The sequence below is a fragment of the Neobacillus sp. plas4 genome, assembly GCF_057221695.1.
On the sequence record NZ_CM170152.1, the window covers coordinates 5,944,751 to 5,969,664 of the forward strand.

Genomic DNA, 24,914 nt, shown 5'->3' on the forward strand with positions numbered 1-24,914 from the left:
AATAACCACACAGCTTCTACATTTTGCCTAGGTATCTACACATTCCAGTAAGATATCTACAATTCAAAGATACTTACTAATCACAATCCGCTGAATCTCACTGGTTCCCTCATAAATCTCAGTTACTTTTGCGTCGCGGAAGTAGCGTTCGACTGGATAATCTTCTGTATAGCCATAACCGCCAAACACCTGAATTGCTTCCGTCGCGGTTTCTACTGCTGTTTTCGAGGCAAATAATTTTGCTATTGAGGCCTCCAGCCCGCACTTTAATCCTTGTGCACGTAAATCCGCTGCCCGATAGAGTAATAGTCTGGCGGCTTCCACATTGGTAGCCATATCCGCCAGCTTAAAGCCAATCCCTTGCTGTGCCGCAATTGGCTTACCGAACTGCACGCGACCTTTCGCATACTGAACAGCTGCGTCTAATGCAGCTTCGGCAATGCCCAGCGCTTGTGCCGCAATCCCAATTCGACCCACATCCAGGTTGGCCATTGCAATTTTAAATCCTTCGCCTTCTTGGCCAAGCAGATTCTCCACAGGAACACGCATATCTTCAAAAGAAAGCTGCAGCGTTCTTGAGCCATGGAGTCCCATTTTATGTTCATCCTTGCCAATCACAAGGCCGGGTGAATTTTTTTCCACGATAAAGGCGGAGATTCCTTTGCTGCCCAATTCAGGATTTGTCGAAGCAAAAACAATGTAAACATCGGCTTCCCCGCCATTTGTGATAAACATCTTCGAGCCATTGATCACATAATGATCATCCTTCTTTACCGCGCGGGATTTCATGCTTTTTGCATCTGAACCTGAGCCCGCCTCTGTTAAACAAAATGCCGCCAAATACTCACCTGATGCCAGCTTCGGTAAAAATCGCCCCTTTTGCTCATCCGACCCAAAATACAGGATCGGATTGGTTCCGACAGATGTATGAACGGAAAGGATAACTCCAACCGTCGCGCTAACCCTAGAAAGCTCATTAATTGCAATGATGTAGGAGACAAAATCCATCTCGGCACCGCCGTACTTCTCTGGAACCGGAATGCCCATCAAACCAAGCTCGCCCATTTTACAAAGAATTTCACCAGGAAATTCGCCCTGCTCCATTCGCTGTACAAACGGGCCAATTTCGTTCTCCGCAAAATCACGAACCATTTTCCGCATCATTTCCTGCTCTTCTGTAAATCTAAGATTCATAGTTTCATCTCCAAACTATTCGTATGTGTAGAAGCCTCGACCGGATTTCTTGCCAAGCCAGCCGGCTTTCACGTACTTACGCAGCAGCGGGCATGGACGGTACTTATCGTCGCCAAAGCCTTCATGCAGGGTTTCCATAATATAAAGGCATGTATCAAGACCAATAAAATCGGCTAAGGTCAACGGACCCATTGGGTGATTCATTCCAAGCTTCATTACTTCATCGATTGCTTCCTTCGTTGCCACTCCTTCGTAAAGGGTGTAGATCGCTTCATTGATCATCGGCAGCAGAATTCGGTTCGAAACGAATCCAGGAAAGTCATTTACTTCAACTGGTACCTTCCCCAATGTTTTCGTCATATCTTCAATCACTTGATAAACTTCATCAGATGTTGCCAATCCGCGAATGATCTCTACAAGTTTCATAACAGGTACTGGATTCATAAAATGCATTCCGATTACTTTTTCCGGGCGTTTAGTAGCTGCAGCTATTTCTGTGATGGGTAGTGAGGATGTATTGCTTGCTAAAATTACTTCTGTTGGTGTGATTTCATCTAGCTGTGCGAAGATTTTTGTTTTGATTTCCATATTTTCAACTGCTGCCTCAATAACGAGGTCGACCTCACGGGCATCATGTAAGTCAGTGGATACGGAAATTTGCTGAAGGACTTCCTGTTTTTGTTCTTCTGTCATTTTGCCTTTTGCTACATTCCGTGAAAGATTTTTGCTGATAACCCCTAAGCCACGCTCGACAAATTCAGGCTTTAAGTCATTCAAATAAACCTGATAGCCTGCTTGAGCACAAACTTGGGCAATTCCAGACCCCATTTGACCTGCTCCAATTACCATTATCTTTTGAACCTTCATTGCTTCCCCTCCGATTGGGGCCTGAAAATTGTTCAAGCCCCTTTTTTTTAAAAAATACCTAGCTAGCTTTTTCGATGATTTTGGTTTTGGCCATTTTTCTTAGTGTTTTGGCTATTTTCCCAAGTGTTTTGGACAATTTTTACCGGCTTTTGGACAAATTCCAAGCTGTTTTGGCTAAAAATCAAGTCCTTTTGGACAATTAGACATTATCTGGAAAAAAATTAACTCCTTGGCACCTCGATCATAACCGCATCGCCCTGACCGCCGCCGCTGCAGATCGCGGCAATACCAATTCCACCGCCGCGGCGCTTCAATTCGTGCATTAACGTGATAATGATACGAGCTCCACTCGCTCCAATTGGGTGTCCCAATGCGACCGCACCGCCATTAACATTAAGCCTTTCGGTATCAAGTCCGGCAATTTGACTGCTCGCCAATGCTACGGCTGCAAACGCCTCGTTAATTTCAAACAAGTCAATCTCGTCTACTGTTTTCCCGGTCTTTTTCAATAAGCTGTTGATGACAAGTCCCGGTGTTTGTGGAAAGTCCTTTGCCTCGACGGCTACTGCTGCATGACCTAAGATCACCGCTTCCGGCTTTCGGCCTTCTCGTTGCGCTCTTTCTTCACTCATAATGACGAGTGCCGCCGCACCATCATTGACACCAGGTGCATTTCCGGCCGTAATCGTGCCGTCAAAGTTAAACACAGGTGCTAATTTTGAAAGTCTTTCAATAGAGGTGTCTTTTCGTGGTGATTCATCATGTTCAACGACAACCGGCGCCCCTTTTCGCTGAGGTACGGTGACAGATACGATTTCTTCTGCAAAAATTCCGTTTTCAATGGCAGCAACTGCCCGCTGATGACTTCTTAATGCCCATTCATCCTGTGCTTCACGGCTGATTTCCATTTCCTCTGCAGTAGAATTCCCGTATGTTCCCATATGAACGCCAGTGAAGCTGCAGCTCAAACCATCGTGGACCATTAAATCCTTTACAGACGAATCGCCCATTTTTAAGCCCCAGCGAGCTTTCGGCAGAATATATGGCGCATTGCTCATCGATTCCATTCCACCGGCTACAATCACCTCTTCATCACCAGCTCGGATAATTTGATCACCGAGCGTAACACTCCGCATCCCAGAGGCACACACCTTATTAATGGTTTCTGTTTTTACTTCCCAAGAAAGTCCTGCCTCCCTCGCTGCTTGGCGTGATGGAATTTGTCCTTGTCCTCCTTGTAAAACAGTCCCTAAAATGACTTCCTGGACCTCTTCCGGATTTAGACCAGCGCGTGCAATCGCCTCTTTAACTGCAATACCGCCAAGCTGTGAAGCCGTTAAGCTGCTAAGAGAGCCGCCAAACTTTCCAAAAGGTGTTCGAACTCCGCTTAATATGACTGATCTTCCCATGTGAAACACTCTCCCTTTTATCGCTTTAAATCATTACCGACTGAACGCTCGCTCGAAATAGAACGAAAAAAAATTTAACCGAAAACGTTTTCCTATCCACTATCTATTTTACATAAAAAAAGGCAAAAATTGAATTGTTTTACAAAAAATTCTCAAAATTTTATGAATTAATTAAACATTCAACTTCTGCCTGAACACTTGTATAGCTCTAGCGCCTAAGCTACTTCCCCACAAACTGCTTTTTCTAACAATTCGGCCACATCATAAGTAGAAATCTTTTCTTCTACTTCTTTCGCCTTTGTTCCGTCAGATAACATTGTTAAGCAGTATGGACATCCGGAACTGATCACTGAAGGATTAACGGCAAGTGCCTGCTCTGTTCTAGAAACGTTTATGCGGTGACCTGTTTCTTCTTCCATCCACATCAAACCGCCGCCAGCGCCACAGCACATTCCGGTCTCTCTGTTTCTTTCCATTTCCACAAGCTGCACACCTGGGATTGATTTCAAGATCTCCCTTGGCGGATCATAAACATCGTTGTAACGTCCTAAATAACAAGAGTCATGGAAGGTAATCTTTTCATTGACGGCATGTTTAGGTACAAGCTTTCCGTCACGAACCAGTTCATAAAGAACCTCGGTATGATGATAAACCTCTGCCTCTAAACCGAAGTCAGGGTATTCATTTTTGAAAATATTGTAGGCATGCGGGTCAATCGTGACAATTTTCTTAACCTCAGCCTTTTCAAACTCCTCGATATTCTTTGTTGCAAGCTCTTGAAACAAGAACTCATTGCCAAGACGGCGTGGTGTATCGCCTGAGTTTTTCTCTTTATTCCCTAAAATGGCAAACTTAACGCCTGCTTCATTTAGGAGCTTTGCAAAGGAAAGGGCTATCTTCTGGCTGCGGTTATCATAGGATCCCATTGATCCAACCCAGAATAAGTATTCGAACTCTTCGCCTTTTTTGTTCATCTCTTTTACTGTTGGGATTTCAACATCCTCACGAACCTCACGCCAGCTTTCGCGCTCTTTTCTGTTTAAGCCCCACGGATTACCCTGACGTTCAATGTTGGTCATCGCGCGCTGAGCGTCAGCGTCTAACTTACCTTCTGTTAAAACAAGATAGCGGCGCAGGTCGATAATTTTATCGACGTGTTCGTTCATAACCGGACATTGGTCTTCACAGTTTCGGCAGGTTGTACACGCCCAGATTTCTTCTTCGGTAATTACATCGCCAATTAAGCTTGGATTGTATGCAAGTGTAGCTGCTGATTCTTGGGCACCTTGACCACTTGCAGCCAATGCGATTTGGTTACCAGTGGTGTTGCCAAACGCGAAAGTCGGCACCCACGGCTGTTTTGAGGTAACAGCGGCACCATGATTCGTTAAATGGTCACGCATTTTCACGATTAAATCCATCGGTGACAGCATTTTACCTGTACCTGTTGCTGGACACATATTCGTACAGCGTCCACATTCCACACAAGCATAAAAATCAATCATTTGGTGCTGTGTAAAATCTTCAATCTTCCCAACCCCAAAGGATTCTTGGGACTCGTCCTCAAAATCGACCTTCTTCAACTTACCTGGTTTCTCTAAACGGTTAAAATAAACATTTGCCGGTCCGGCAATTAAGTGTGCGTGTTTGGATTGCGGAACATAGACTAAGAAGGTTAATAAGAATAGCAGGTGCACCCACCAAGCGACATAAAAAATGACAATCGAAGCTGTTTCACCAATTCCTGAAAAAATAATCGCAATCAATGAGGCAATTGGCTCTGTCCATGTGGCTTCATGGCCATGCCAGATGATGCCCATTCCGTTACCGACAAGTACAGAAAGCATTAATCCGCCAATAAAAATCAGTACAAGCCCCGATTTAAAATTGCGTTTCAGACGGACAAGCTTTTCAACATAACGTCGGTAAAATGCCCAAATAACAGCAACTAAAATCATCAGTGTGACGATTTCTTGGAAAAAAGTAAACCCAGCATACAGCGGTCCCAAAGGCAAATGAGATCCTGGTACTAACCCTTTCCAGATAAAATCAATCGCACCAAATTGGACGAGGATAAATCCATAAAAGAACATCACATGCATGATTCCACTTTTTTTGTCCTTTAACAGTTTCTTCTGCCCAAATACGTTGACCCAAATTTTTTGCATTCGGTCTTTCACCTTGTTGTCAAACTCAACCTTTTTCCCCAGCTTAATGAATGCAATCCTTGTTTTAACCACGTAAACGAACAGACTGACTGCGTAAGCGGTTACAGCAAGAAATGCAATGAGATTCACCCATAAAAGCCCATTCATTCATTAACGCCCCCTTTGTTTTGTAATATCCAATTGTTTGGTTTTAGTAGAAAATTTTGAAAACAGTAAAATTTTCTGACTACTATTAAACCTATTATATAATGAATGAGCATTCAGTCAAAGGGTTTTTTCACTAATTCTTTTGATTCATACTATAAGCTCTGTTTGGAAAACATAAAAGTTAGGATTGGAGGACGGTACTGAATGAATTTACCATCCATAGTAATCGCTCTTATACTTCTTATCATTGTTTGGTTTTATCTTGATCTTTCCATCGGGAGAAAAAGGCATCGCTCCTTTTTCAACAAACGGGAAACCCCGATTCTATACGGAAACTTTGATATTTTCCCGCATGGAAAAGGACTGTTTGCTGATTACTTTCATGAATTGAAAATGGCACGAAGCCATATTCATATCCTCTTTTACATCGTTAGGGATGATCATTTTGGCCAGCAGTTTTTCGATATTTTAAAAGAAAAAGCCAAGGAAGGTGTCGAAGTCAGGCTGCTGGTCGACCGGGTTGGCAGTTATCAAGTGAAAAAGCCGGCAATAAAAGAATTGCGTAGTGCAGGTGTTGAATTTGCCTTTAGCAATCGATTACGGCTTCCATTCCTTTTTTATTCCTCCCAGGTGCGGAACCACCGTAAGATTTCAATTATTGATGGCAAAATTGGTTATCTTGGCGGCTTTAATGTTGGCAAAGAATATATCGACCAAGATCCGAAGCTGAGTCCCTGGCGTGATTATCATTTAAAAATTACCGGCGAAAGTGTGCCGTACCTGCAACGTGAATTTTTTATTGATTGGAATGAATACGCTTCTGACCATGTGGTAGTTGATTCTCGTTATGCTCCTGAGCAGCCCAAAGGGACGGTACCACATCAACTTGTTCCAACGGAGGCAGGCCGCCTTGAAGATAAGTATTTCCACTTAATTCTAAACGCAAAAAAGTCGATTACCATTGGTACTCCGTATTTTATTCCAAGCAAAAAACTCATCGATGAACTGCTTCGTGCGGCACAGCGCGGCATTAAGATTACCATTGTTGTGCCCTATATAACTGACCATATGCTTGTACAAGAGGCTTCATACCGTTATTTACGTTTGATGCTAAAAGCAGGAGCACAGGTTTTTCAGTATAAGAATGGTTTTTACCATGCAAAATCAATCATCATTGACGATCATCTGTGTGATATCGGTACGGCTAATTTTGATAAAAGAAGTTTATTTTTAAACAAAGAAATTAATTGCTATTTTTATGACCCTGCCTTTGTAGATCGGTTTAGGGATGTCCTCCATAAAGATGTTCTTGATTCAAAACCATTGAGGCTGAATGACCTAAATAAGCGAAACATTCTCAGGTCCATAAAGGAAGGCATTGCCGGTACAATTTCATTCTTTTTATAGTAAGGAGTTTGTTTCATGAAAATCCGCTTCGGCTATGTATCGACGGCCATCACTCTCTGGGACGCTTCACCGTCGAAGACACTAACATTTACACGCTATCAGCAGTTATCGGAGAAAGAGCGTAAAAATAAACTGCTAGAGCTCACACGACTCAATTTAGCCCATACGCTCCGAATGTTTTATTTTAATCTTGCCCATGAAATTGAGTTGTACCGGCTTTCAAGTTCGATTGTACCGTTAGCCACGCATCCCGAGGTGTTTTGGGACTTTGTAACTCCCTTTAAGAAACAGTGGAAGGAATTAGGGCAATTAATCAAAAAACATCATTTACGGGTTAGCTTTCATCCCAATCAATACACTTTGTTTACTTCTCCCCAGGTGAAAATAACCGATAATGCCGTCATCGATATGGAATATCATTATCGAATGTTTGAAGCCATGGGCGTCGAGGACCGGGGCATGATGAATATTCATATTGGCGGTGCTTACGGGGATAAGTTGGAAACGATTGTCCGGTTTCACGAAAACCTAAAAAAGCTGCCGCTCCATATCAAACGCGCCATGACCTTGGAGAATGACGACAAAACCTATAATACAGAGGAAACACTGATTGCCTGTGAAAAGGAAAAGGTGCCATTTGTGTTTGACTTTCATCACCACATGGCCAACCTTTGTGAACCACCGCTTGAGGAGTTAATACCGCGGATTTTTAAGACATGGGACCATGTTGACCTCGTTCCGAAAATCCATATTTCCTCGCCTAAGGGCGAAAAGGAATTTCGGTCTCACGCCGACTATGTTGACCTCGAATTTATTCTGCCATTTGTAAAAATGCTGAAGGATTTCGGACAGGATGTAGATTTTATGATTGAGGCGAAGGCAAAAGACCAAGCAACATTGAGATTGGTCGAGGAAACGAGTAAGGTGCGCGGTTTCAAACGAATCAGCGGGGCAGCCATTGAGGTGAAATAACTCCCAGCATTTTTTCAAGGAGGAATGGTTAAAGTAACAACAGATTCACACAAGGAGGGATTGTCGATGGAAAGCACCAGCCAATTCGTACAAAAATTAGCCGAAAACCAAAAAAAGCAAGAAAAAAATAGAAAGCAAGGCAATAACGACCCGGAAAGCAAATTGCCAAACCATAAACATTCACAAGGTGTGTAATAGGAAATAGGTGTAATGGAATCTCTTTTAAGGTGCAAAAGTTAAATGAAAAAGCATGGTATTCGATAAGAAGTCGCCATGCTTTTTCTTGTATTTTGACTTTAGACTCAAACGAGGGAATTTTGCCTTCTTCTGCCCGAAGATCTAATACAAATTAATATATATTCACAATTTTTTATTTGGTAAGCAATCTTCTAGTTAAATTTCGTTTGATTAAAAACGTTGATAGTTCAATAAAAAACAGGGTACGAAAAATCATTGCGATTTTGTACCCTGTTTCAGTATTTTGCCCTTAAAGAGAACCCGTTGCCTTCTGCAGGAGACTCTTTTCTACTCTTCAATAAGATTTAACACTGGAACTTCCCGTTCATTCTCCGGATCTGACTTTGCATAAATCCGCGCCATCTTCGTATTTTCATCCACATGCTGAATGATTACTGAACTTCCCTCATAAGTAACATTATAAGACTCCATAGACTCTGCAATTTCCTTCGCTCTACCTACATTCATCAGGGCCACTCCTCATCATAAAATTACCTTAATAATATTTACCAAAAAACGGTCAAATATGCAGTGATGAATAATTGGTGCCTGTCACCGCTCATGGACACTTTCCACCCCAGATGGACACTTCACGCAGAGGTAAATAGTAAAAATAGCCGCCCAATAAAAATAGCCCCCTTAAAGGGGGCCATACCAATTTTACATTTTTTCTGGAGCTGAGACACCGATCAACGCGAGGGCGTTGCGCAGTGTGATTTGTACGGTTTTGATTAACGCGAGGCGCGCCTTAGTGCGCTCTGGCTGCTCGCTGTCGAGCACTTTTTCCGCATTGTAAAAGCTATGGAAGGTTGACGCCAATTCCATGATATAGTTCGTGATGCGGTGCGGCACGCGCTTCAACGCCGCCTCCCCAACCGCCTGCGGGAACTCGCCAAGCTTCTTCAATAATTCAATCTCTTTTTCAGCGCCGATTAATGAAAAATCAGCATGTTTATCCACTGTAATTCCTTGCTCTTCACCTGAACGCAAGATGCTGCAAATCCGCGCATGCGCATATTGAGCATAATACACAGGGTTTTCATTCGATTCCGATACCGCTAAATCTAAGTCAAAGTCCATATGGGTATCAGCGCTTCTCATCGCAAAGAAATAACGAGTGGCGTCGAGGCCGACCTCATCGACCAAATCACGCATCGTTACGGCTTTACCCGTACGCTTACTCATCTTCATCTTCTCGCCGTTCTTATAAAGGTGTACAAGCTGAATGATTTCGACCTCGAGGGCGTCTGCACCATAACCTAGTGACTGAATTGCCGCCTTCATCCGCGGGATGTAACCATGGTGGTCTGCTCCCCAAATATTGATCAGCTTTTCAAAACCGCGGTCAAGCTTGTCCTTATGGTAAGCAATATCCGGCGTCAAATACGTATATGATCCATCCTGCTTGATGAGCACGCGGTCCTTATCGTCGCCGAAATCGGTTGAACTTAGCCAGGTTGCGCCCTCTTCCTCATAAATATAGCCGCGCTCACGAAGCACTTTTAATGCCTCATCAATCTTTCCATTTTTATAAAGGGATGTTTCAGAGTACCAAACATCAAATGAGACACGGAAGTCCTCAAGGTCCTTCTGCAATTTCGCCATTTCGTATTTCAACCCGTACTCACGGAAAAATTCAAACCGTTCCTGCTCATCCACGTTCACATACTTATCGCCAAACTCTTCTGCAAGTGACTTCCCAATTCCAATGATATCCGCTCCATGGTAGCCGTCTTCCGGCATTGACTTATCTTGACCCAACGCTTGAAAATAACGTGCCTCTACCGACTTGGCAAGATTATTAATCTGATTACCTGCGTCATTAATATAGTACTCGCGAGAAACGTCATAGCCTGCTTTCGCTAAAATATTGCAAAGTGAATCACCGACCGCAGCACCACGTGCATGCCCAAGGTGAAGGTCACCGGTTGGATTGGCTGAAACAAACTCGACTTGAACCTTTTCCTTGCCTCCAGCGTTTGTTTCCCCGTACTTTTCTCCTGCCTCAAGAACCGTCGGAATCAAATCCGTTAAGTACGCATTGTTCATATAAAAGTTAATAAACCCTGGGCCCGCCAATTCAATTTTTTCAATTGAGGCTTTGGAATGATCGAAATTCTCAATCAGCGCTTCTGCAATCATGCGCGGCGCCTTCTTTGCAACACGAGCCAGCTGCATCGCCATGTTGGTGGAATAATCCCCATGTGCCTTTTCCTTCGGTATCTCCAAAATCACATCTGGAATCTGCTCTTCTGTTGCCAGATTTGCCTTCACAACCGCAGCCCGAATTTCCTCTTTTAATCTACTTTGAACCTGTTCAACAATGTTCATCCTTTTTCCTCCTGAAACGCTATTTCTAACTCATATGTATTCGCCGGTGCACCTTCCATTGAAAAATCATACAGAACACTGAAGCGCCCTTTACCACTTTCATAGGAATAGTCCATCCTCTTGGCCATTGTGTCTGTTGCGAACTGACCAAACGGCATTTCATAATTGCCTTTCAACTTACGATTCACTTCAAATGGCAGGCGCATCTTAACCGCACCGCCGCGTAAAATCAAGGCTTCCTCGCTGCCCATTTTCACAATCGTCCGGACACTTCCTTCTTCCATCGCTTCCTCGTAGCGAAGATAGGCCGTATTTCCTTTTTCAAAGTATGTACCAAATACCAACAATTCAAAAGTCTCATCTTGGTCAATGGTCGTTTTTACATTAATTTTCACTGGTAATTCAGGGATTGACAAACGAAACGCACACCCTTTTTTTAAAAAATGAACCTATTACAGGCTATTTGAATTTTTCTAATTGCACACTTTTATCATTATACATATAGAAACCACACAATTCAAAAGATGCCTGCCCCTCGATTGGGACAGGCACCAAAAAAATTTTTATTCCACCCAGCCAAGCAGCATTTCACGAATTAACTTACTTGCCGTGTTCGCTGTTTGTTCTGATGAATCGTAAATAGGTGCGACTTCAACAAGGTCGCAGCCGACAACATTGACACCAGAGCGGGCAATTTCATGAATGGAGGCAAGCAGCTCCCTAGAGGTAATCCCTCCAGCGTCCACCGTACCTGTTCCCGGCGCATGCGCAGGATCTAGCACATCGATATCAATCGTGACATAAACAGGACGTCCTTCTAGCTCTGGAAGTACCTCTTTTAATGGCTGATGGACTTCAAATTTAGAAATATGCATGCCGTTCTCTTTCGCCCATTCGAATTCTTCTTTCATACCAGAGCGGATACCAAACGAATACACGTTTTTCGGCCCGATATGTTCAGCAATTTTGCGAATCGGAGTGGAGTGCGATAATGGTTCGCCTTCATAGTTCTCTCTAAGATCCGTATGAGCATCCATATGAATGATCGCTAAATCAGGGTATTTCTTATGAACTGCCTTCATAACTGGCCAAGATACCAAATGCTCGCCGCCCATGCCAAAAGGAAATTTACCAGCAGCCAAAACTTGATCCACAAACTCTTCAATCAAATCCAAGCTCCTTTGCGCATTCCCAAAAGGAAGCGGTATATCGCCGGCATCAAAATATTTCACGTCTTCCAGCTCACGATCTAGATAGGCGCTGTACTCCTCCAAACCAACTGATACTTCACGAATACGAGCAGGACCGAAGCGGGACCCCGGACGAAAACTCACCGTCCAGTCCATCGGCATACCGTAAAGCACAACCCTGCTCTCCTCAAAACTCGGATGACTCTTTATAAACACATTACCAGAGTAAGTCTCATCAAAACGCATCTTTCTAACCTCACCTTATATGTATATGTAATAAATCAGATAAACCTCTATGTTACCTTATTTCAATTTCAACCAGATTACGGTCACTATAAGCTCTCTATAGTGACCATAATCCCTATTTCATACTCATTTCGGTCACTATAAACAGTTTATAACGACCGTCGTCCCCATATTTTAATCGTTTCAGTCACTAACTGTCCGCCTGAGATGGACAGTGTCCACGGGCGGTGCCTGTCACCGCATCAACTGTCACCGCAACACTGTCACCACTACTCTATCACCGCGTCTATTTCACCAAGTCCCCAACAAACTTTGGCAAGACGAATGCTGCTTTGTGCAGTTCTTTGGTATAGTATTTGGTTTCGATTTCGTGGAAGCGGTCTTCGCTTACTTCTAGCGGGTCGTATTTTTTGGATCCGATGGTGAATGCCCATAGTCCGCTTGGGTATGTTGGGATGTTTGCTACATACAGACGAGTAATCGGGAAGATTTCGCGGACGTCACGCTGGACGCTGCGAATTAAATCTGCCTTGAACCAAGGATTATCGGACTGCGCCACAAAGATGCCATCTTCTTTTAACGCCTTCGAGATTCCCGCATAGAACCCTTTTGTAAATAAGTTTACCGCCGGCCCTACTGGCTCAGTGGAGTCTACCATGATCACGTCATACTCATTTTCACTTTTTGCAATATGCATAAAGCCGTCATCAACACGCACATCTACTCGTGGGTCATCAAGCTTACCTGCAATCTCAGGTAAATATTTTTTCGAGTACTCAATTACCTTGCCATCAATATCGACCAGCGTTGCCTTTCTCACGCTTGGGTGCTTTAAGACCTCACGAATAACGCCACCATCGCCGCCGCCAACAACTAAAATATTTTCAGGATTTGGATGTGTGAATAATGGAACGTGTGCCACCATTTCGTGGTAAACAAATTCGTCCTTCACAGAGGTCATAACCATGTCATCTAAAAGAAGCATATTGCCCCATTCTTCTGTTTCCACCATATCAAGCTTTTGGAACTCTGTTTGCTCCGTATGTAAAGTTCTATTTATTTTCATGGTGATTCCAAAGTTTTCGGTTTGTTTCTCTGTGAACCAAATCGACATCCTCATCATCCTTCCACATACTGTTTTATTAAGCATCCATCGTTATCAAATCATTCCATTTTTATAGTACCCAAACTATTGAATTACAAACATAAAGAAAAGTCTAGCAAAATCTATCAAAACCCTAGAAAAAATTTCTATTTAGTCGTTTAAAAACTTGGTTTTGTTTCAATACTATTACTATGGGATTTTTCTGAAAAAATGTGAATGTGATTTTTCAAATTTGGTGAAGGAGGGTATTGCTGTGGAATTGATAACAAATCATGGGTTTCGAAAAACAATTAAATACTTACGTGCGTTTATTTTCATTAGTTTGATAGGCTTTGGCTGTATGATGATTGTTTTTCTTGGAATTCTTGGTTATGCCAAAATTCTCGGTGCTCCGCCGCTTGCTGTTCCTCAATCTACTTTATTCTTTTCAAGTGACGGAACCCTGATAGGCGAGAGCAATAGCGGTCAAAAACGGTATTGGGTACCCCTCGAAGAAATCTCGCCAGATTTAATCAATGCCACCATCTCAATAGAAGATAAAAATTTTTATGACCATAATGGTTTTGACTATAAACGAATTGCCGGTGCCCTCCTTGCAGACGTAAAGGCAATGGCAAAGGTTCAGGGAGCCAGTACCATTACCCAGCAATATGCACGAAATCTCTTTCTAGAGCACGACAAAACATGGGCGCGGAAACTACATGAGGCCTTTTATGCAATACGGATTGAGATGAATTATTCGAAAGAAGAAATTCTTGAAGGCTATTTAAACACCATCTACTATGGTCACGGTGCTTATGGTGTTCAGGCAGCCAGCCAATTTTATTTTGGAAAGAATGCTTCTGAATTATCCCTTGCTGAAAGCTCGATGTTAGCAGGTGTTCCAAAAGGACCTGGTCTATATTCACCGTTAGCATCATTGGAAAATGCGACAAAGCGTCAAACCATTATTCTAAACTCAATGATTGAAAATGACTATATAAACAAAGAGACAGCCCAAAAGGCAAAGGAAACTGTACCTACTTTTGTCGGTAAACATCCACATAAAACGGTAGAAGCAGCCCCTTACTTTCAGGACGCTGTTAAAAACGCCTTGAAAAATCAGCTTAAGCTTAATGAACAAACGATTGCTCTCGGCGGACTAAAGGTTTATACAACGCTTGATCTGAAGCAGCAGGAAGCAGCCGAAAAACAAATTCAAGAAACCATTGCAAGTGATTCAGAAATTCAAGTCGGTCTGATTGCCATGGATCCGAAAAATGGTCATGTACGTGCGATGGTGGGCGGACGCGATTATGAACAAAGTCCATTTAACCGAGCTGTTCAAGCTGTCAGGCAGCCCGGCTCAACCATTAAGCCGCTCCTATACTATGCGGCGCTTAGTCAAGGATTCACACCATCCTCCACATTAAGAAGTGAAAAAACGACCTTCAAAATGGATGATAATCGGTCAGAATATGCACCGCATAACTTTAATAATAAGTATGCCGACGGGGAAATTACCCTAGCCCAGGCACTTGCTGTTTCTGATAATATTTACGCTGTCAAAACGCATCTTTTTATAGGTGCGGAAACATTAATCAAAACGGTGAAAAAATTTGGGATATCGACGAAAATGGATGAAGTTCCGTCACTTGCCTTAGGAACTTCAGGAGTCCGGGTCATCGAAATGGCAAATGCTTACAGCCAATTTGCCAATGGCGGAAAAAAGGTTACGCCAACATTGATTACAAAAGTAGAAGACTATAATGGAAATGTTATCTATGAAAGTAATCCCGAAGCCGAAAAGGTGTTAGATCCAGCTAAAGCTTTTGTCATGACACAAATGATGACAGGGATGTTTGATAAGAAGCTGAATGGCTATGCGAAGGTTACCGGCAACTCCCTTATTGATGATATCACTCGTCCTTATGCGGGGAAATCCGGTTCAACGGAAACAGACAGCTGGATGATTGGATTTACTCCGCAGCTGGTTACCGCTGTTTGGGCAGGTCATGATGTTGGTAAGCCGATTACCCTTACGGCTGAAAAAAGCTACGCAAAAAACATCTGGGCAAAGTTCATGGAGGAATCCTTGAAGGGTAAGCCTGTTAAAGGATTTACCCCTCCGAAAGAGGGAGTTAAAGGGGTTTACGTCAATCCTGAAAACGGCAAGCTTGCTTCAAAGGACTGTCCTGTCCGCCGCTTTACCTATTTCGTGGCAGGCACCGAACCAACCGAATACTGCATCGATCATTTAGAGCATAATAATGAAAAGCCTGTAAAAAATAAAAAGGATCCAAAGGACCCTTGGTATAAGAGGATATTTAACTGGTAAAATGAGAAAAGCTCCGGGAAGCGATTTAAGCCCCGGAGCTTTTCCTGTCCTAGTCTTACAGTGTTTACACACTGTATATAATTTTACAACGAATTACTAAAAAATGCTATTGTAAAAATATTTTATTCCACTGCTAACCCCTTTTTCAATTCCTCTGTCGAATGATTCCACATATCTTGATTATGATTTTTCAGGAAATCTGATAAGATTTTTTTTGATTTATCATCCATATGGTCGACGATGATATGTCTTTTTAACGATTTATCCATGCGGTTGACGTGCTCAGGCAGGGATTTATAACCGCGGCGAATTTCCCGGTCGACTGTCATTTCGCAGGCCGTCACCCCCGCATAATAAGGACCCTCTTGTTTTCGATCCACCGTTACCCATACAAGCCAATAAGGTTTCGCATTTGGAACTTCTTCCTTGGTCTTCAGGAATTTAATTCCCTTCTCAACCACACTGCGCGCGTGCATTGCGCCGACATCTATGATCGCGTCACCGGCATCAACATCAATAATTACAGGAGAAACATTATCAAGGCTCAAAGCCCCTTTGCCAAAGCCCTTATGTCCATCTGTCGGGTCCGGTTTAATTATATTAAAGCCTAATTTCTTCTTATTTTCTTCCATTAAAACTCGAAACCTCCTATATAGTAATGCGTAAGCCCCTAGGCTGCTTGCGCTAGTCAAGTTAAAAAAACAAATTATAAAAGAAAAGATCGATTCCTTCCCATAGTCCAGGAAGTATGAATTGGAAAATCGGCTGGATGGTGTAGCGGTCAAGAGGAGTAATGACCAAAATCAGAAAGATCAATACACCGTACTGTTCAAATTGCGTCATTCTTGCCCGGATATCGTTCGGCGCCAAATCCTCCAAAATTCGGTAGCCATCTAATGGCGGGAATGGTAATAAATTAAATACAAACAGAACTAGGTTGAGCCAATTAAAAATATCCAGGAATTCATAAAAACCTGTCAGATTTGCTCCCAATCCAGTTCGCGCTAATCCATACCCAGCTAAAAATCCGATCAGCGCCAATACTAAATTACTAAGTGGTCCTGCAACAGAGACCAACACCCCTGCGAGGCGCGGCTTTTTAAAGAAAAAGCGGTTTACTGGCACAGGACGAGCCCAGCCAAATCCAGCAATGAAAATTAATATCGTCCCAAATGGATCTAGGTGCTTAAGCGGATTTAATGTCAATCGCCCCTGCTTTTGTGCCGTATGATCCCCGAATTTATAGGCAACGTAGGCATGAGCAAATTCATGAAACGTAAACGCAATCATTAACGTAATCGCGACATAGGGAATGTCCCTCAGTGAATAGGCAAGAAATCCTTCCAAATTCGTTTCCCCTTCTCCTCTTTTTTCCTATAAGTATACCTTAAACTGGATATAAAATGAAAATGTTTGCTAAACTATCTTTGTAGTAATCAAAGGAGGAGTAAACCATGCCATATGTTACAGTAAAAATGCTGCCAGGACGTACCGACGACCAAAAGAGAGCACTCGTTGAAAAAGTGACGGATGCTGTCAGCGAAACAACCGGAGCCCCTAAAGAAGCCGTTGTCGTTTTCATTGAAGAAATGCAAAAAGAACATTACGGAGTCGCGGGTGTAAGAGCAAGCGATAAATAGAAAAGCGGAAGCGCCTCGTCCAGGGGCGACAGGCATAAGACGAGCCGGCGAGAAGGTTGTTCTTTAACCTTCTTGACGGATTGTCAGAAATGTGGAGGCGACTGCTCTGGGACGAAGTCATAAGACGAACCCTGCAAGAAGGCGCTCTTTGCCTTCTTCAGGGGGCGGCTTATGACTCGAGTCCCAAGGAGCCGAAACTAGACAAGCTTATGACCCGAGCCCCTAGGCTGCTTGCGCTAGACAATTCTCAAAGTTGAAAAATTCATATTTATTTTTAATTAAAAAAGGGTCTGTATCTTTGAACATAAATTCAAAGACACAGACGCTTTTCCATTATTGAACAGTTAGCTTTGCTTTTTCTTTCAGCGATTCAATATAAGCGTAAGCCTGGTCAATTTCTTCCTCTGTATATTTCTGGCTGCTCTTTAAGGTAAATACCTTTTCAGCTACCTCTTCCTTTGATAGATTATCAAAATATAAAACAGTCGAAACAAGCTCGAGGAATCTAGCATTTTGTTCGTTCATATCTCCAAGACAATCCTGTAAAAACGGCATATCCACTACGTTCAAGCTTAAAAACTCTTTTCCCGTGTCTGTCAGGGTGTAACGATATTGAAAGTAACCGCCTTTTTTCTCCTTGACCTCATTGAGAAAACCCATATTGCACAGCTCTTCGACCCGTAATGTTAACTCTTCCGAATAAGGACCATAGAAATGAAACTGAAACCGCTCTTGAAATGGAAATTCCACCTTTTTTGCAATATATATCATCTTTTGCAGCTTTTTTCTCCCGATAATTTCTCCGGATACTAAAATCGCCTGCATCAGTTTGGCGTGGTCTTTTAACACACTCCTCATCTCCTAATCCAAGGTTATATCTCTAATAAAGCACGTATTTGTTTCTTAATCTCTTTTTTTGAGGAGTCGTCCTCTAAAAAATCAGCAGGGAAATACAGCTTATGGTCCGTTCTCCGTTTACCAGAAATGGCGTCAACAATTTCCGACTCCCGGGAAAGCTCTCGTAATTCCCCATTTTTCATTAATAAATGAATCGGCAGCCGTTCCTCTTCTTCACCTGGACGATAAAAATCGTATGGTAAGTCGGACGATGAATCGACCACTAAATAATATTCCGGGTCAATCCCTGCTTTTTCAAACATCCTCGTTAGTTCTGCGAGCTTCTTATATTCCTTTGCAGGGTCAAATTCGGCATATTTAAATAAATTGCGGTTTACAAAGCGCCGGCAAAGATCACTTATTATCGGGTCAGCTTCTTCCTGCCAAATTTGAAAATAAAACAAAATAATCGATTCATCTAACTTTAGATAGTCTTCTAACGTTACCTGATTGGTAAAGAAAGTATAAAAGTGAATCGGTTCATATTTAAAAGAATAATTGTTTTCATATAGCTGCTTCGCACGGTGGAGAATTTTTGATAAAATGACCTCCGCACCGCGGGATACAGGGTGGAAATAAACCTGCCAATACATCTGATAGCGGCTCATAATATAATCCTCAACGGCATGCATTCCGCTTTTTTTAATGACCACTTGATCTTCCTTCGGTCTCATAACGCGAAGAATTCTCTCCATATCAAATTGCCCATAGCTTACCCCAGTAAAATACGCATCGCGCTGCAGATAATCCATCCGATCGGCATCAATTTGGCTGGATATCAAACTGATGACCAGTTTTTTTGCCGATGTTTTCGCAATGACTTCTGCCACTTGCTGAGGAAAATCTGGACTTACCTTTTTTAAGATCGCATTAACCTCCGTATTTCCTAATACGATAGCTTGGGTAAATTCTTCATGATCGAAGTCAAACACTTTTTCAAATGAATGGGAAAATGGGCCATGCCCCAAATCGTGGAGGAGTGCGGCACATAGCGTAAGGAGACGATCCTCATCATTCCATTCCGGTCTGCCTGCAAACACATCGTCAATGATGCGGCGGACAATTTCATATACTCCGAGAGAATGGTTGAAACGGCTGTGCTCTGCACCGTGAAAGGTCAAAAAGGTGGTACCAAGCTGTTTGATACGGCGTAAACGTTGAAACTCTTTTGTTCCGACCAGATCCCAAATCACACGGTCACGTACGTGTACGTAGCGATGAACAGGGTCTTTAAACACTTTTTCTTCATTCAGTTTTTCCGCCGAATATCGCATTCTCTTCCCTCTTCCTCTAAACTTTCTTCTATTATATCCCAATTTCCAACAATTTTCTGCAGGATTTTTCGACATTAAGATGAAAATAAAAATCACCTAAGGCTCGCTAGTCATAGGTGATCATTTTAACTTTTTATTTACTTTCTCCATTAATTCCTCTTCCGTTAGGGCAGCAACCGGACGATTATTGACAAAGGCAAATGTTTTTTTCCGGCCAGGTCCACAATAGGATTGGCAGCCAATTTTAATTTCAGCTTCAGGATCCAATTCTTTCAAACGAGGGATTAATGTCTTTAGATTCACGGCCTGACAATCATCACACACGCGGAATTCATTTGACATTACTTCCACCCTTTCTAAAAAGTAAGATAGTATAAGTTTTTGAACTTTGATAACTGTCCAGCTCCAGCGCCCTAGCGGCTAGTGTCCTTCGCTCTCCGCCCTACGATAAGTCAAGCACGAATGCGCCTCCGGCTCTTCGTGTTTCCATTATCTCAGTTGGAGCGCTCCAGGCCATACGCCGCTGAACAGGGCGCTTGCGCTTTTCTTATCTATTACTACTATTTTATCCAATATATTTACGGTTTAACTCCTTAGGTATTTTACAATTTCTATTCACCTATTGCAAGTTGCAATCTTTAGCAATGGCTGTTTAATAAGCTTCGTTGTTAAAATCTTAAAGCCGATTTTAACGTGCAAAAGGCTATTTTGCGCTTAAGATTTAGTTTGCAGGCTCTTTTCTTAAATTTTGTTCCAAAAAGCACCAAAGTTGAGCTTTAGCAATCCTTGTAACTCTTTCATTTAAAAAAACTATTATCCTTGCAAGATTTTGGTATAAAGCTTGAATATCTTGTCCAAGATAAGACTAGAACTTTTAAAAACTCGTCATGAGTTCATTATCATTATTTATTAAGGGAGTTGAAAGATATGAAAGTTCGTCAAGATGCTTGGACAGATGAAGATGATCTATTGTTAGCTGAAACGGTCCTTCGCCATGTACGTGAAGGCAGTACCCAGTTGAACGCGTTTGAAGAGGTAGGCGACAAGTTAAATCGGACGTCTGCAGCCTGTGGATTCAGATGGAATGCCGTTGTGCGCCATCGCTACGAAAAAGCCTTACAATTAGCAAAAAAGCAACGGAAACAAAGACAAAGAGTTTTAGGGAAAGACCAAGGAGGAAAGAAAAAGTTACTCTATAATCCTCCAGTCCCATCAACAACTGATTTCGAAACACTATCAACATCCGTAGAAATGCCTATGGAGACTAGTATGGAAATGCCAGATTTATCAACTGAAGCTGCATCTGAAACCTATGTAAAGCCAACAGTTCCAACTTACAGAACTGTACCAACACCAGTTGCGTCATCTGGTTTATCAATTGACAGCGTTATTGATTTCTTACAAAACTTTAATCATTCCAATCTTCAAAATGAAGCATTAAAAAGTGAGAATGAAAGATTGAAACGCGAAATTGCAGAGTTGCGCAAGCAAAATGAAGAAATGTCTGCAAAAATTGAGGGTCTTGAGCAAAACACCGAAACCATCCAAGAAGATTACGAGACACTCATGAAGATCATGAACCGTGCGCGCAAGCTGGTATTGTTCGAGGAAGAAGAAAGACCTGCGACAAAATTTAAAATGGACCGAAATGGGAATTTAGAGAAAGTCGCGGAATAAGGCGGAAGCGCCTTCAAGAATAATCGGGAGAAGGACAATATCCTCTTAAGGAAAAGCCGTAAATCCAGTCAGATTTACGGCTTTTTACATTTCATCCAGCTTTTTATTACGTTCGATGATTCTCTGATAATAGCCGGGGAGGAGGTCTAATTCGAGCTCATTTAGCTGTCCGGCGTAAAGGTGGTCACTGTTGTTTTTTAATTGGGTTAACAGCCGAAGCATGACATCGGAGACGGTAAATTCCCTGCCAAGCAGCTCAGATAGAGAGGCCATCACTTCCGGTACAATTTCCGGATAGGTTAATTTTGTCTCCTGCTTGTTCTTGGCAATCTCGTAAAATTTCTGGATCAGTGCTGCCCGCGCACTGCCGCTGCCATTCACGCATAAATAGATTTGAACAGCTACCCCTTTTTTGAGGCGCCGCTGCGAAATACCAGCGAACTTTTTCCCATCAATACTCAGATCATAGCTTCCTGGGCAGTAAGATCCGACGATTTCTCTTGCCTCAATTAATTGATTGAATTCCGCAAACATGTTTTGAATGAGCTGCCACATGGTATCATAGCCGCGGTTGATATCGATTCCTTTTTCCTTTTCCGGCAGTATCAACGAAATATTTAATACGCCTTCGTCAAGGACCACAGCTAAACCGCCTGAGTTCCTTACAATAGACTGATAGCCCTGCGTGCTAAGGTATTGCCTTCCTTCTTTTAAAAACGGCAGCTTGGTATCTTGTATCCCAAGGACAATCGTATTGTGATGGACCCATGTTCTGGCAGTTGCCGGTGCCTGCCCCGACCCAACAGAAGCACACAAGGTATCATCGGTGCCAAATGACTGTAAGGCGTGAAATTGGCTGCCTAACGAAGACTGATCAATTATTCGCCATTCGTGCTGTTGAAGCAAACCTTCCATAGTGTTTATCTCCTCAAAATGAATAATATATATATTTTAGCAAAATGAATCCATTTAAAATAGTTCCTGATACTGCAGGACTTTTCCAATCAATGTCTAATTGTCTAAAACAGTTGAAAAAACGTCCAAAAGTCAGTGGATTTTGTCCAATAACCTTTTAAAAAAGTCCAAACCCCCACCAAAAATGTCCATAACCTACGAAAATTTGTCCAAAACAAAAATACCCACCACAAAAAAGCCAGCCCACAACGGTGGACTGACCTCAAAACACTGCTTATAATCCCTGCGCTGCAGTGATTAATGCAAGTTTATATACATCTTCCTCATTACAGCCGCGTGATAGATCGTTAACAGGGCGGTTTAATCCTTGAAGGATTGGTCCGACTGCTTCAAATCCGCCTAAACGCTGAGCAATTTTGTAGCCGATATTTCCAGCCTCAAGACTCGGGAAAATAAACACATTCGCGTCCCCTTGAAGCGGTGAATCTGGTGCCTTACTCTTGGCAACAGAAGGTACAAACGCTGCATCAAATTGGAACTCGCCATCAATCACTAAAGATGGGTCACGGCGTTTTGCTTCTTCTACTGCCCCTGCAACTTTTTCGGTTTCAGGAGACTTCGCAGAACCTTTTGTTGAGAAGCTTAGCATGGCAATCCGCGGTTCGATATCAAACATATTCGCTGTTTTTGCACTTTCCACCGCGATTTCCGCTAAATCATTGCTATCAGGAGCAATATTGATCGCACAATCGGCAAAAACATACTTTTCATTTTCACGAACCATGATGAAGACACCGGATGTTTTCTTGACGCCTTCCTTTGTTTTAATAATTTGCAATGCCGGACGAACCGTATCTGCGGTAGAATGAGCTGCACCGCTTACCAAGCCATCTGCTTTATTTGTATGTACAAGCATAGTGCCAAAATAATTTTCATCTAATAGAATTTTACGTGCTTCTTCTTCTGTTGCTTTCCCTTTACGACGTTCCACAAACGAAGCCACAAGCTCGTCCATACCTGCATAATTAGCTGGGTCATAAATTTCCGCTGCCTCTAAGGAAACACCAAGCTCTGCGGCCTTTGACTGAACCTGTTCAATGTTCCCAATTAAAATAGGAATTAATCTCTTTTCCTCCGCAAGTCTGCTTGCCGCTCTCACAATCCGTTCATCCAAGCCTTCAGGAAAAACAATCCTCATATCCCGGCCAGCTAATTTTTGTTTTAAGCCTTCAAATAAATCTGCCACATTAAATCCTCCCTAATAAATCTTCCTCTTTTAGCATACTTTACCTGTTGAAAAATTCAACTAAGGCAGCGTTTTCACCGTAAATGTTCTTCTATTCAAAAAACTCACACTACCCTTTTACTATTTACCTTTTTTTAAAAAAATATCCATGGTGTTTATTCGAGCTTCACTTGGTCAAACTATGATATAGTAAAGATTGTAAATAATAAGAATGATTATCTAGGAGTGATTATAATGAGTGAAGCAGCTCAAACGCTTGATGGCTGGTATTGTTTGCATGATTTCCGCACCGTTGATTGGACAACTTGGAAGATGCTCTCAAGTGAAGAACGAGAGGAAGCTATTCACGAGTTTTTAAGTCTAGTTGAAAAGTGGAATCACACGCAAGAAAGTAACGAAGGCAGTCATGCCTTATATACAATTGTTGGTCAAAAGGCTGATTTTATGATGATGATTTTACGCCCAACAATGGAAGAGCTAAATGAAATTGAAACAGAATTTAATAAATCTAAATTAGCAGAATACACAATTCCTGCTCATTCCTATGTATCCGTTGTGGAATTAAGTAACTATTTGCCTGCTGGCGAGGATCCTTACCAAAATCCGCAAATACTTGCCCGTCTATATCCGAAATTGCCAAGAACGAAGCATGTTTGCTTCTATCCAATGGACAAGAAACGTGAAGGCAATGATAATTGGTATATGCTTCCGATGGAAGAGCGCCGTAATATGATGCGCAGCCATGGAATGATTGGACGTACATATGCAGGAAAAGTGAAACAAATTATCACTGGTTCCGTTGGCTTTGACGACTACGAGTGGGGCGTAACTCTTTTTGCAGAAGATGTTCTTCAATTCAAAAAGCTCGTCTATGAAATGCGTTTTGATGAAGTAAGTGCACGCTACGGCGAATTTGGTGCCTTCTTTGTTGGCAACCTTTTAGAAGAAGAAAGAGTATCCGAATTTTTGCATGTTTAAATTCATTGTCCTCGGCTTATGCTGAGGACTTTTTTTGTAAATTTCAGATGTCATATTTCAACTTTTCTCCTCATACTAATAAATCAGCGAGTCTTAATTTTAGCTCCGTTTTTCTCATATCGGATTATTCCGATTGTCATCATTTAGGAGTTTTGGAGTATGAATAAACTGTTGGGCCATTGGTTCAGTTATTTTTAGGAGGGGAAAAGATGAGTCAATTTTATAATCAGCAAGGGTATCAAGCTTATCCCGCTAGACAGCAGGGAGCCAGTCCATATCAAGGTCAGGGGCAAGGGTATTTCCCTGGCGGGCAGCAGCAGTTTCCACAGTTTCCGCCAGCAAGTGCACCACAATCACCCCCTGGAACGATACAGCCGCAAGGAATGCTGCCACTCGAACAATCATACATCGAAAATATTTTACGGTTAAACAAAGGGAAATTAGCTACGGTATATGCAACTTTCGAGGGTAACAGCCAATGGAATGCAAAACAGTTTGTTGGCATTATTGAAGCGGCAGGAAGGGATCATCTGATTTTAAGTGATCCACAATCTGGTCGGCGCACCCTTATTCCAATGGTGGCCTTCGATTATGCTACATTTGATGAAGAACTCGAATATGAATATCCGGGATCTTCACCTGGTTTAAGTACTTTTCCACCAAGGTAAAGATAAAAGGCATTGGAGCTTCCAATGCC

The 24,914-nt window shown here is 42.3% G+C and carries 24 protein-coding genes; 8 read left to right on the forward strand and 16 right to left on the reverse strand.

The features are described 5' to 3' along the window. Positions 1-63 precede the first annotated feature (63 nt). From AC2TFD_RS29585 to AC2TFD_RS29600, 4 genes are all read right to left on the reverse strand, one after another. Complete coding sequence (locus tag AC2TFD_RS29585; protein WP_484674656.1) at positions 64-1,194, reverse strand: acyl-CoA dehydrogenase; 1,131 nt, start codon at positions 1,192-1,194, stop codon at positions 64-66. Positions 1,195-1,209: 15 nt separating this feature from the next. Beyond that, a complete protein-coding gene (locus tag AC2TFD_RS29590) occupies positions 1,210-2,061 on the reverse strand; it encodes a 3-hydroxybutyryl-CoA dehydrogenase (protein WP_335508872.1) in 852 nt (283 codons plus the stop codon). Positions 2,062-2,282: 221 nt separating this feature from the next. Continuing rightward, positions 2,283-3,470 (reverse strand): acetyl-CoA C-acetyltransferase, encoded by a 1,188-nt coding sequence (locus tag AC2TFD_RS29595; protein ID WP_335508869.1) that lies wholly within the window; start codon positions 3,468-3,470, stop codon positions 2,283-2,285. Positions 3,471-3,685: 215 nt separating this feature from the next. Beyond that, complete coding sequence (locus tag AC2TFD_RS29600; protein WP_484674657.1) at positions 3,686-5,785, reverse strand: (Fe-S)-binding protein; 2,100 nt, start codon at positions 5,783-5,785, stop codon at positions 3,686-3,688. 204 nt (positions 5,786-5,989) lie between these two features. Between AC2TFD_RS29600 and cls the strand changes: the two genes are divergently transcribed. From cls to AC2TFD_RS29615, 3 genes are read left to right on the forward strand one after another with little or no spacing between them, the layout of a single operon-like run. After that, entirely contained in the window at positions 5,990-7,192 is a 1,203-nt protein-coding gene (gene cls, locus AC2TFD_RS29605) for a cardiolipin synthase (RefSeq protein ID WP_484674658.1), read from the forward strand. 15 nt (positions 7,193-7,207) lie between these two features. Continuing rightward, positions 7,208-8,164, forward strand: coding sequence for a UV DNA damage repair endonuclease UvsE (gene uvsE, locus AC2TFD_RS29610; protein ID WP_484674659.1), 957 nt, complete (start codon positions 7,208-7,210; stop codon positions 8,162-8,164). Positions 8,165-8,188: 24 nt separating this feature from the next. Further along, entirely contained in the window at positions 8,189-8,359 is a 171-nt protein-coding gene (locus AC2TFD_RS29615; protein WP_484674660.1) for a DUF4023 family protein, read from the forward strand. 330 nt (positions 8,360-8,689) lie between these two features. On the opposite strand, the gene AC2TFD_RS29620 is transcribed toward AC2TFD_RS29615, so the two are convergent. From AC2TFD_RS29620 to speE, 5 genes are all read right to left on the reverse strand, one after another. Further along, positions 8,690-8,869 (reverse strand): H-type small acid-soluble spore protein, encoded by a 180-nt coding sequence (locus tag AC2TFD_RS29620; protein WP_335508861.1) that lies wholly within the window; start codon positions 8,867-8,869, stop codon positions 8,690-8,692. A gap of 192 nt (positions 8,870-9,061) precedes the next feature. After that, a complete protein-coding gene (argS, locus tag AC2TFD_RS29625) occupies positions 9,062-10,732 on the reverse strand; it encodes an arginine--tRNA ligase (protein WP_484674661.1) in 1,671 nt (556 codons plus the stop codon). Further along, a complete protein-coding gene (locus AC2TFD_RS29630) occupies positions 10,729-11,148 on the reverse strand; it encodes a YwiB family protein (protein WP_335508856.1) in 420 nt (139 codons plus the stop codon). The genes argS and AC2TFD_RS29630 overlap by 4 nt, the downstream gene beginning before the upstream one ends. A gap of 147 nt (positions 11,149-11,295) precedes the next feature. Continuing rightward, positions 11,296-12,168, reverse strand: coding sequence for an agmatinase (speB, locus tag AC2TFD_RS29635; protein WP_335508854.1), 873 nt, complete (start codon positions 12,166-12,168; stop codon positions 11,296-11,298). A gap of 286 nt (positions 12,169-12,454) precedes the next feature. Continuing rightward, a complete protein-coding gene (speE, locus tag AC2TFD_RS29640) occupies positions 12,455-13,282 on the reverse strand; it encodes a spermidine synthase (protein ID WP_335508852.1) in 828 nt (275 codons plus the stop codon). A 244-nt stretch (positions 13,283-13,526) separates the two neighbouring features. Here speE and AC2TFD_RS29645 point away from each other — a divergent pair, with 244 nt between their 5' ends. Beyond that, positions 13,527-15,590: a transglycosylase domain-containing protein gene (locus tag AC2TFD_RS29645; RefSeq protein WP_484674662.1), complete on the forward strand. Its 2,064-nt coding sequence runs from the start codon at positions 13,527-13,529 to the stop codon at positions 15,588-15,590. A gap of 122 nt (positions 15,591-15,712) precedes the next feature. On the opposite strand, the gene AC2TFD_RS29650 is transcribed toward AC2TFD_RS29645, so the two are convergent. After that, positions 15,713-16,222, reverse strand: a complete 510-nt coding sequence (locus AC2TFD_RS29650) for a YwhD family protein (protein WP_484674663.1) — start codon at positions 16,220-16,222, stop codon at positions 15,713-15,715. Between the two features lie 61 nt (positions 16,223-16,283). Continuing rightward, a complete protein-coding gene (locus AC2TFD_RS29655; RefSeq protein WP_335508846.1) occupies positions 16,284-16,937 on the reverse strand; it encodes a site-2 protease family protein in 654 nt (217 codons plus the stop codon). Between the two features lie 107 nt (positions 16,938-17,044). Between AC2TFD_RS29655 and AC2TFD_RS29660 the strand changes: the two genes are divergently transcribed. Further along, positions 17,045-17,230: a 2-hydroxymuconate tautomerase gene (locus tag AC2TFD_RS29660; RefSeq protein WP_045515968.1), complete on the forward strand. Its 186-nt coding sequence runs from the start codon at positions 17,045-17,047 to the stop codon at positions 17,228-17,230. Between the two features lie 333 nt (positions 17,231-17,563). On the opposite strand, the gene AC2TFD_RS29665 is transcribed toward AC2TFD_RS29660, so the two are convergent. From AC2TFD_RS29665 to AC2TFD_RS29675, 3 genes are all read right to left on the reverse strand, one after another. Further along, a complete protein-coding gene (locus tag AC2TFD_RS29665; RefSeq protein ID WP_484674664.1) occupies positions 17,564-18,079 on the reverse strand; it encodes a YwgA family protein in 516 nt (171 codons plus the stop codon). A 23-nt stretch (positions 18,080-18,102) separates the two neighbouring features. Continuing rightward, positions 18,103-19,401, reverse strand: coding sequence for an HD domain-containing protein (locus AC2TFD_RS29670; protein ID WP_335569570.1), 1,299 nt, complete (start codon positions 19,399-19,401; stop codon positions 18,103-18,105). Positions 19,402-19,521: 120 nt separating this feature from the next. Next, complete coding sequence (locus AC2TFD_RS29675; protein WP_179598768.1) at positions 19,522-19,743, reverse strand: YuzB family protein; 222 nt, start codon at positions 19,741-19,743, stop codon at positions 19,522-19,524. A 585-nt stretch (positions 19,744-20,328) separates the two neighbouring features. Here AC2TFD_RS29675 and AC2TFD_RS29680 point away from each other — a divergent pair. Next, complete coding sequence (locus AC2TFD_RS29680) at positions 20,329-21,078, forward strand: RsfA family transcriptional regulator (protein ID WP_484674665.1); 750 nt, start codon at positions 20,329-20,331, stop codon at positions 21,076-21,078. Positions 21,079-21,162: 84 nt separating this feature from the next. Here the strand turns inward: AC2TFD_RS29680 and lipL are convergent, their stop codons facing one another. Further along, complete coding sequence (gene lipL, locus AC2TFD_RS29685) at positions 21,163-21,993, reverse strand: octanoyl-[GcvH]:protein N-octanoyltransferase (protein ID WP_484674666.1); 831 nt, start codon at positions 21,991-21,993, stop codon at positions 21,163-21,165. 274 nt (positions 21,994-22,267) lie between these two features. Next, positions 22,268-23,239, reverse strand: a complete 972-nt coding sequence (gene pta, locus AC2TFD_RS29690) for a phosphate acetyltransferase (RefSeq protein WP_484674667.1) — start codon at positions 23,237-23,239, stop codon at positions 22,268-22,270. 234 nt (positions 23,240-23,473) lie between these two features. On the opposite strand from pta, the gene hemQ reads away from it, so the two are divergent. Further along, complete coding sequence (hemQ, locus tag AC2TFD_RS29695; RefSeq protein ID WP_335508832.1) at positions 23,474-24,217, forward strand: hydrogen peroxide-dependent heme synthase; 744 nt, start codon at positions 23,474-23,476, stop codon at positions 24,215-24,217. A gap of 209 nt (positions 24,218-24,426) precedes the next feature. Continuing rightward, on the forward strand, positions 24,427-24,885 hold the full coding sequence (gene gerQ, locus AC2TFD_RS29700) for a spore coat protein GerQ (RefSeq protein ID WP_484674668.1): 459 nt from the start codon (positions 24,427-24,429) through the stop codon (positions 24,883-24,885). The last annotated feature ends 29 nt before the right edge of the window (positions 24,886-24,914 follow it).

What these genes read in the sequence shown, in the direction of transcription:
- AC2TFD_RS29585 (WP_484674656.1), bottom strand. Translation starts at nt 1,194, where the DNA reads ATGAATCTTAGATTTACAGAAGAGCAGGAAATGATGCGGAAAATGGTT.
- AC2TFD_RS29590 (WP_335508872.1), bottom strand. Translation starts at nt 2,061, where the DNA reads ATGAAGGTTCAAAAGATAATGGTAATTGGAGCAGGTCAAATGGGGTCT.
- AC2TFD_RS29595 (WP_335508869.1), bottom strand. Translation starts at nt 3,470, where the DNA reads ATGGGAAGATCAGTCATATTAAGCGGAGTTCGAACACCTTTTGGAAAG.
- AC2TFD_RS29600 (WP_484674657.1), bottom strand. Translation starts at nt 5,785, where the DNA reads ATGAATGGGCTTTTATGGGTGAATCTCATTGCATTTCTTGCTGTAACC.
- cls (WP_484674658.1), top strand. Translation starts at nt 5,990, where the DNA reads ATGAATTTACCATCCATAGTAATCGCTCTTATACTTCTTATCATTGTT.
- uvsE (WP_484674659.1), top strand. Translation starts at nt 7,208, where the DNA reads ATGAAAATCCGCTTCGGCTATGTATCGACGGCCATCACTCTCTGGGAC.
- AC2TFD_RS29615 (WP_484674660.1), top strand. Translation starts at nt 8,189, where the DNA reads ATGGTTAAAGTAACAACAGATTCACACAAGGAGGGATTGTCGATGGAA.
- AC2TFD_RS29620 (WP_335508861.1), bottom strand. Translation starts at nt 8,869, where the DNA reads ATGAATGTAGGTAGAGCGAAGGAAATTGCAGAGTCTATGGAGTCTTAT.
- argS (WP_484674661.1), bottom strand. Translation starts at nt 10,732, where the DNA reads ATGAACATTGTTGAACAGGTTCAAAGTAGATTAAAAGAGGAAATTCGG.
- speB (WP_335508854.1), bottom strand. Translation starts at nt 12,168, where the DNA reads ATGCGTTTTGATGAGACTTACTCTGGTAATGTGTTTATAAAGAGTCAT.
- speE (WP_335508852.1), bottom strand. Translation starts at nt 13,282, where the DNA reads ATGTCGATTTGGTTCACAGAGAAACAAACCGAAAACTTTGGAATCACC.
- AC2TFD_RS29650 (WP_484674663.1), bottom strand. Translation starts at nt 16,222, where the DNA reads ATGGAAGAAAATAAGAAGAAATTAGGCTTTAATATAATTAAACCGGAC.
- AC2TFD_RS29660 (WP_045515968.1), top strand. Translation starts at nt 17,045, where the DNA reads ATGCCATATGTTACAGTAAAAATGCTGCCAGGACGTACCGACGACCAA.
- AC2TFD_RS29670 (WP_335569570.1), bottom strand. Translation starts at nt 19,401, where the DNA reads ATGCGATATTCGGCGGAAAAACTGAATGAAGAAAAAGTGTTTAAAGAC.
- AC2TFD_RS29675 (WP_179598768.1), bottom strand. Translation starts at nt 19,743, where the DNA reads ATGTCAAATGAATTCCGCGTGTGTGATGATTGTCAGGCCGTGAATCTA.
- AC2TFD_RS29680 (WP_484674665.1), top strand. Translation starts at nt 20,329, where the DNA reads ATGAAAGTTCGTCAAGATGCTTGGACAGATGAAGATGATCTATTGTTA.
- lipL (WP_484674666.1), bottom strand. Translation starts at nt 21,993, where the DNA reads ATGGAAGGTTTGCTTCAACAGCACGAATGGCGAATAATTGATCAGTCT.
- hemQ (WP_335508832.1), top strand. Translation starts at nt 23,474, where the DNA reads ATGAGTGAAGCAGCTCAAACGCTTGATGGCTGGTATTGTTTGCATGAT.
- gerQ (WP_484674668.1), top strand. Translation starts at nt 24,427, where the DNA reads ATGAGTCAATTTTATAATCAGCAAGGGTATCAAGCTTATCCCGCTAGA.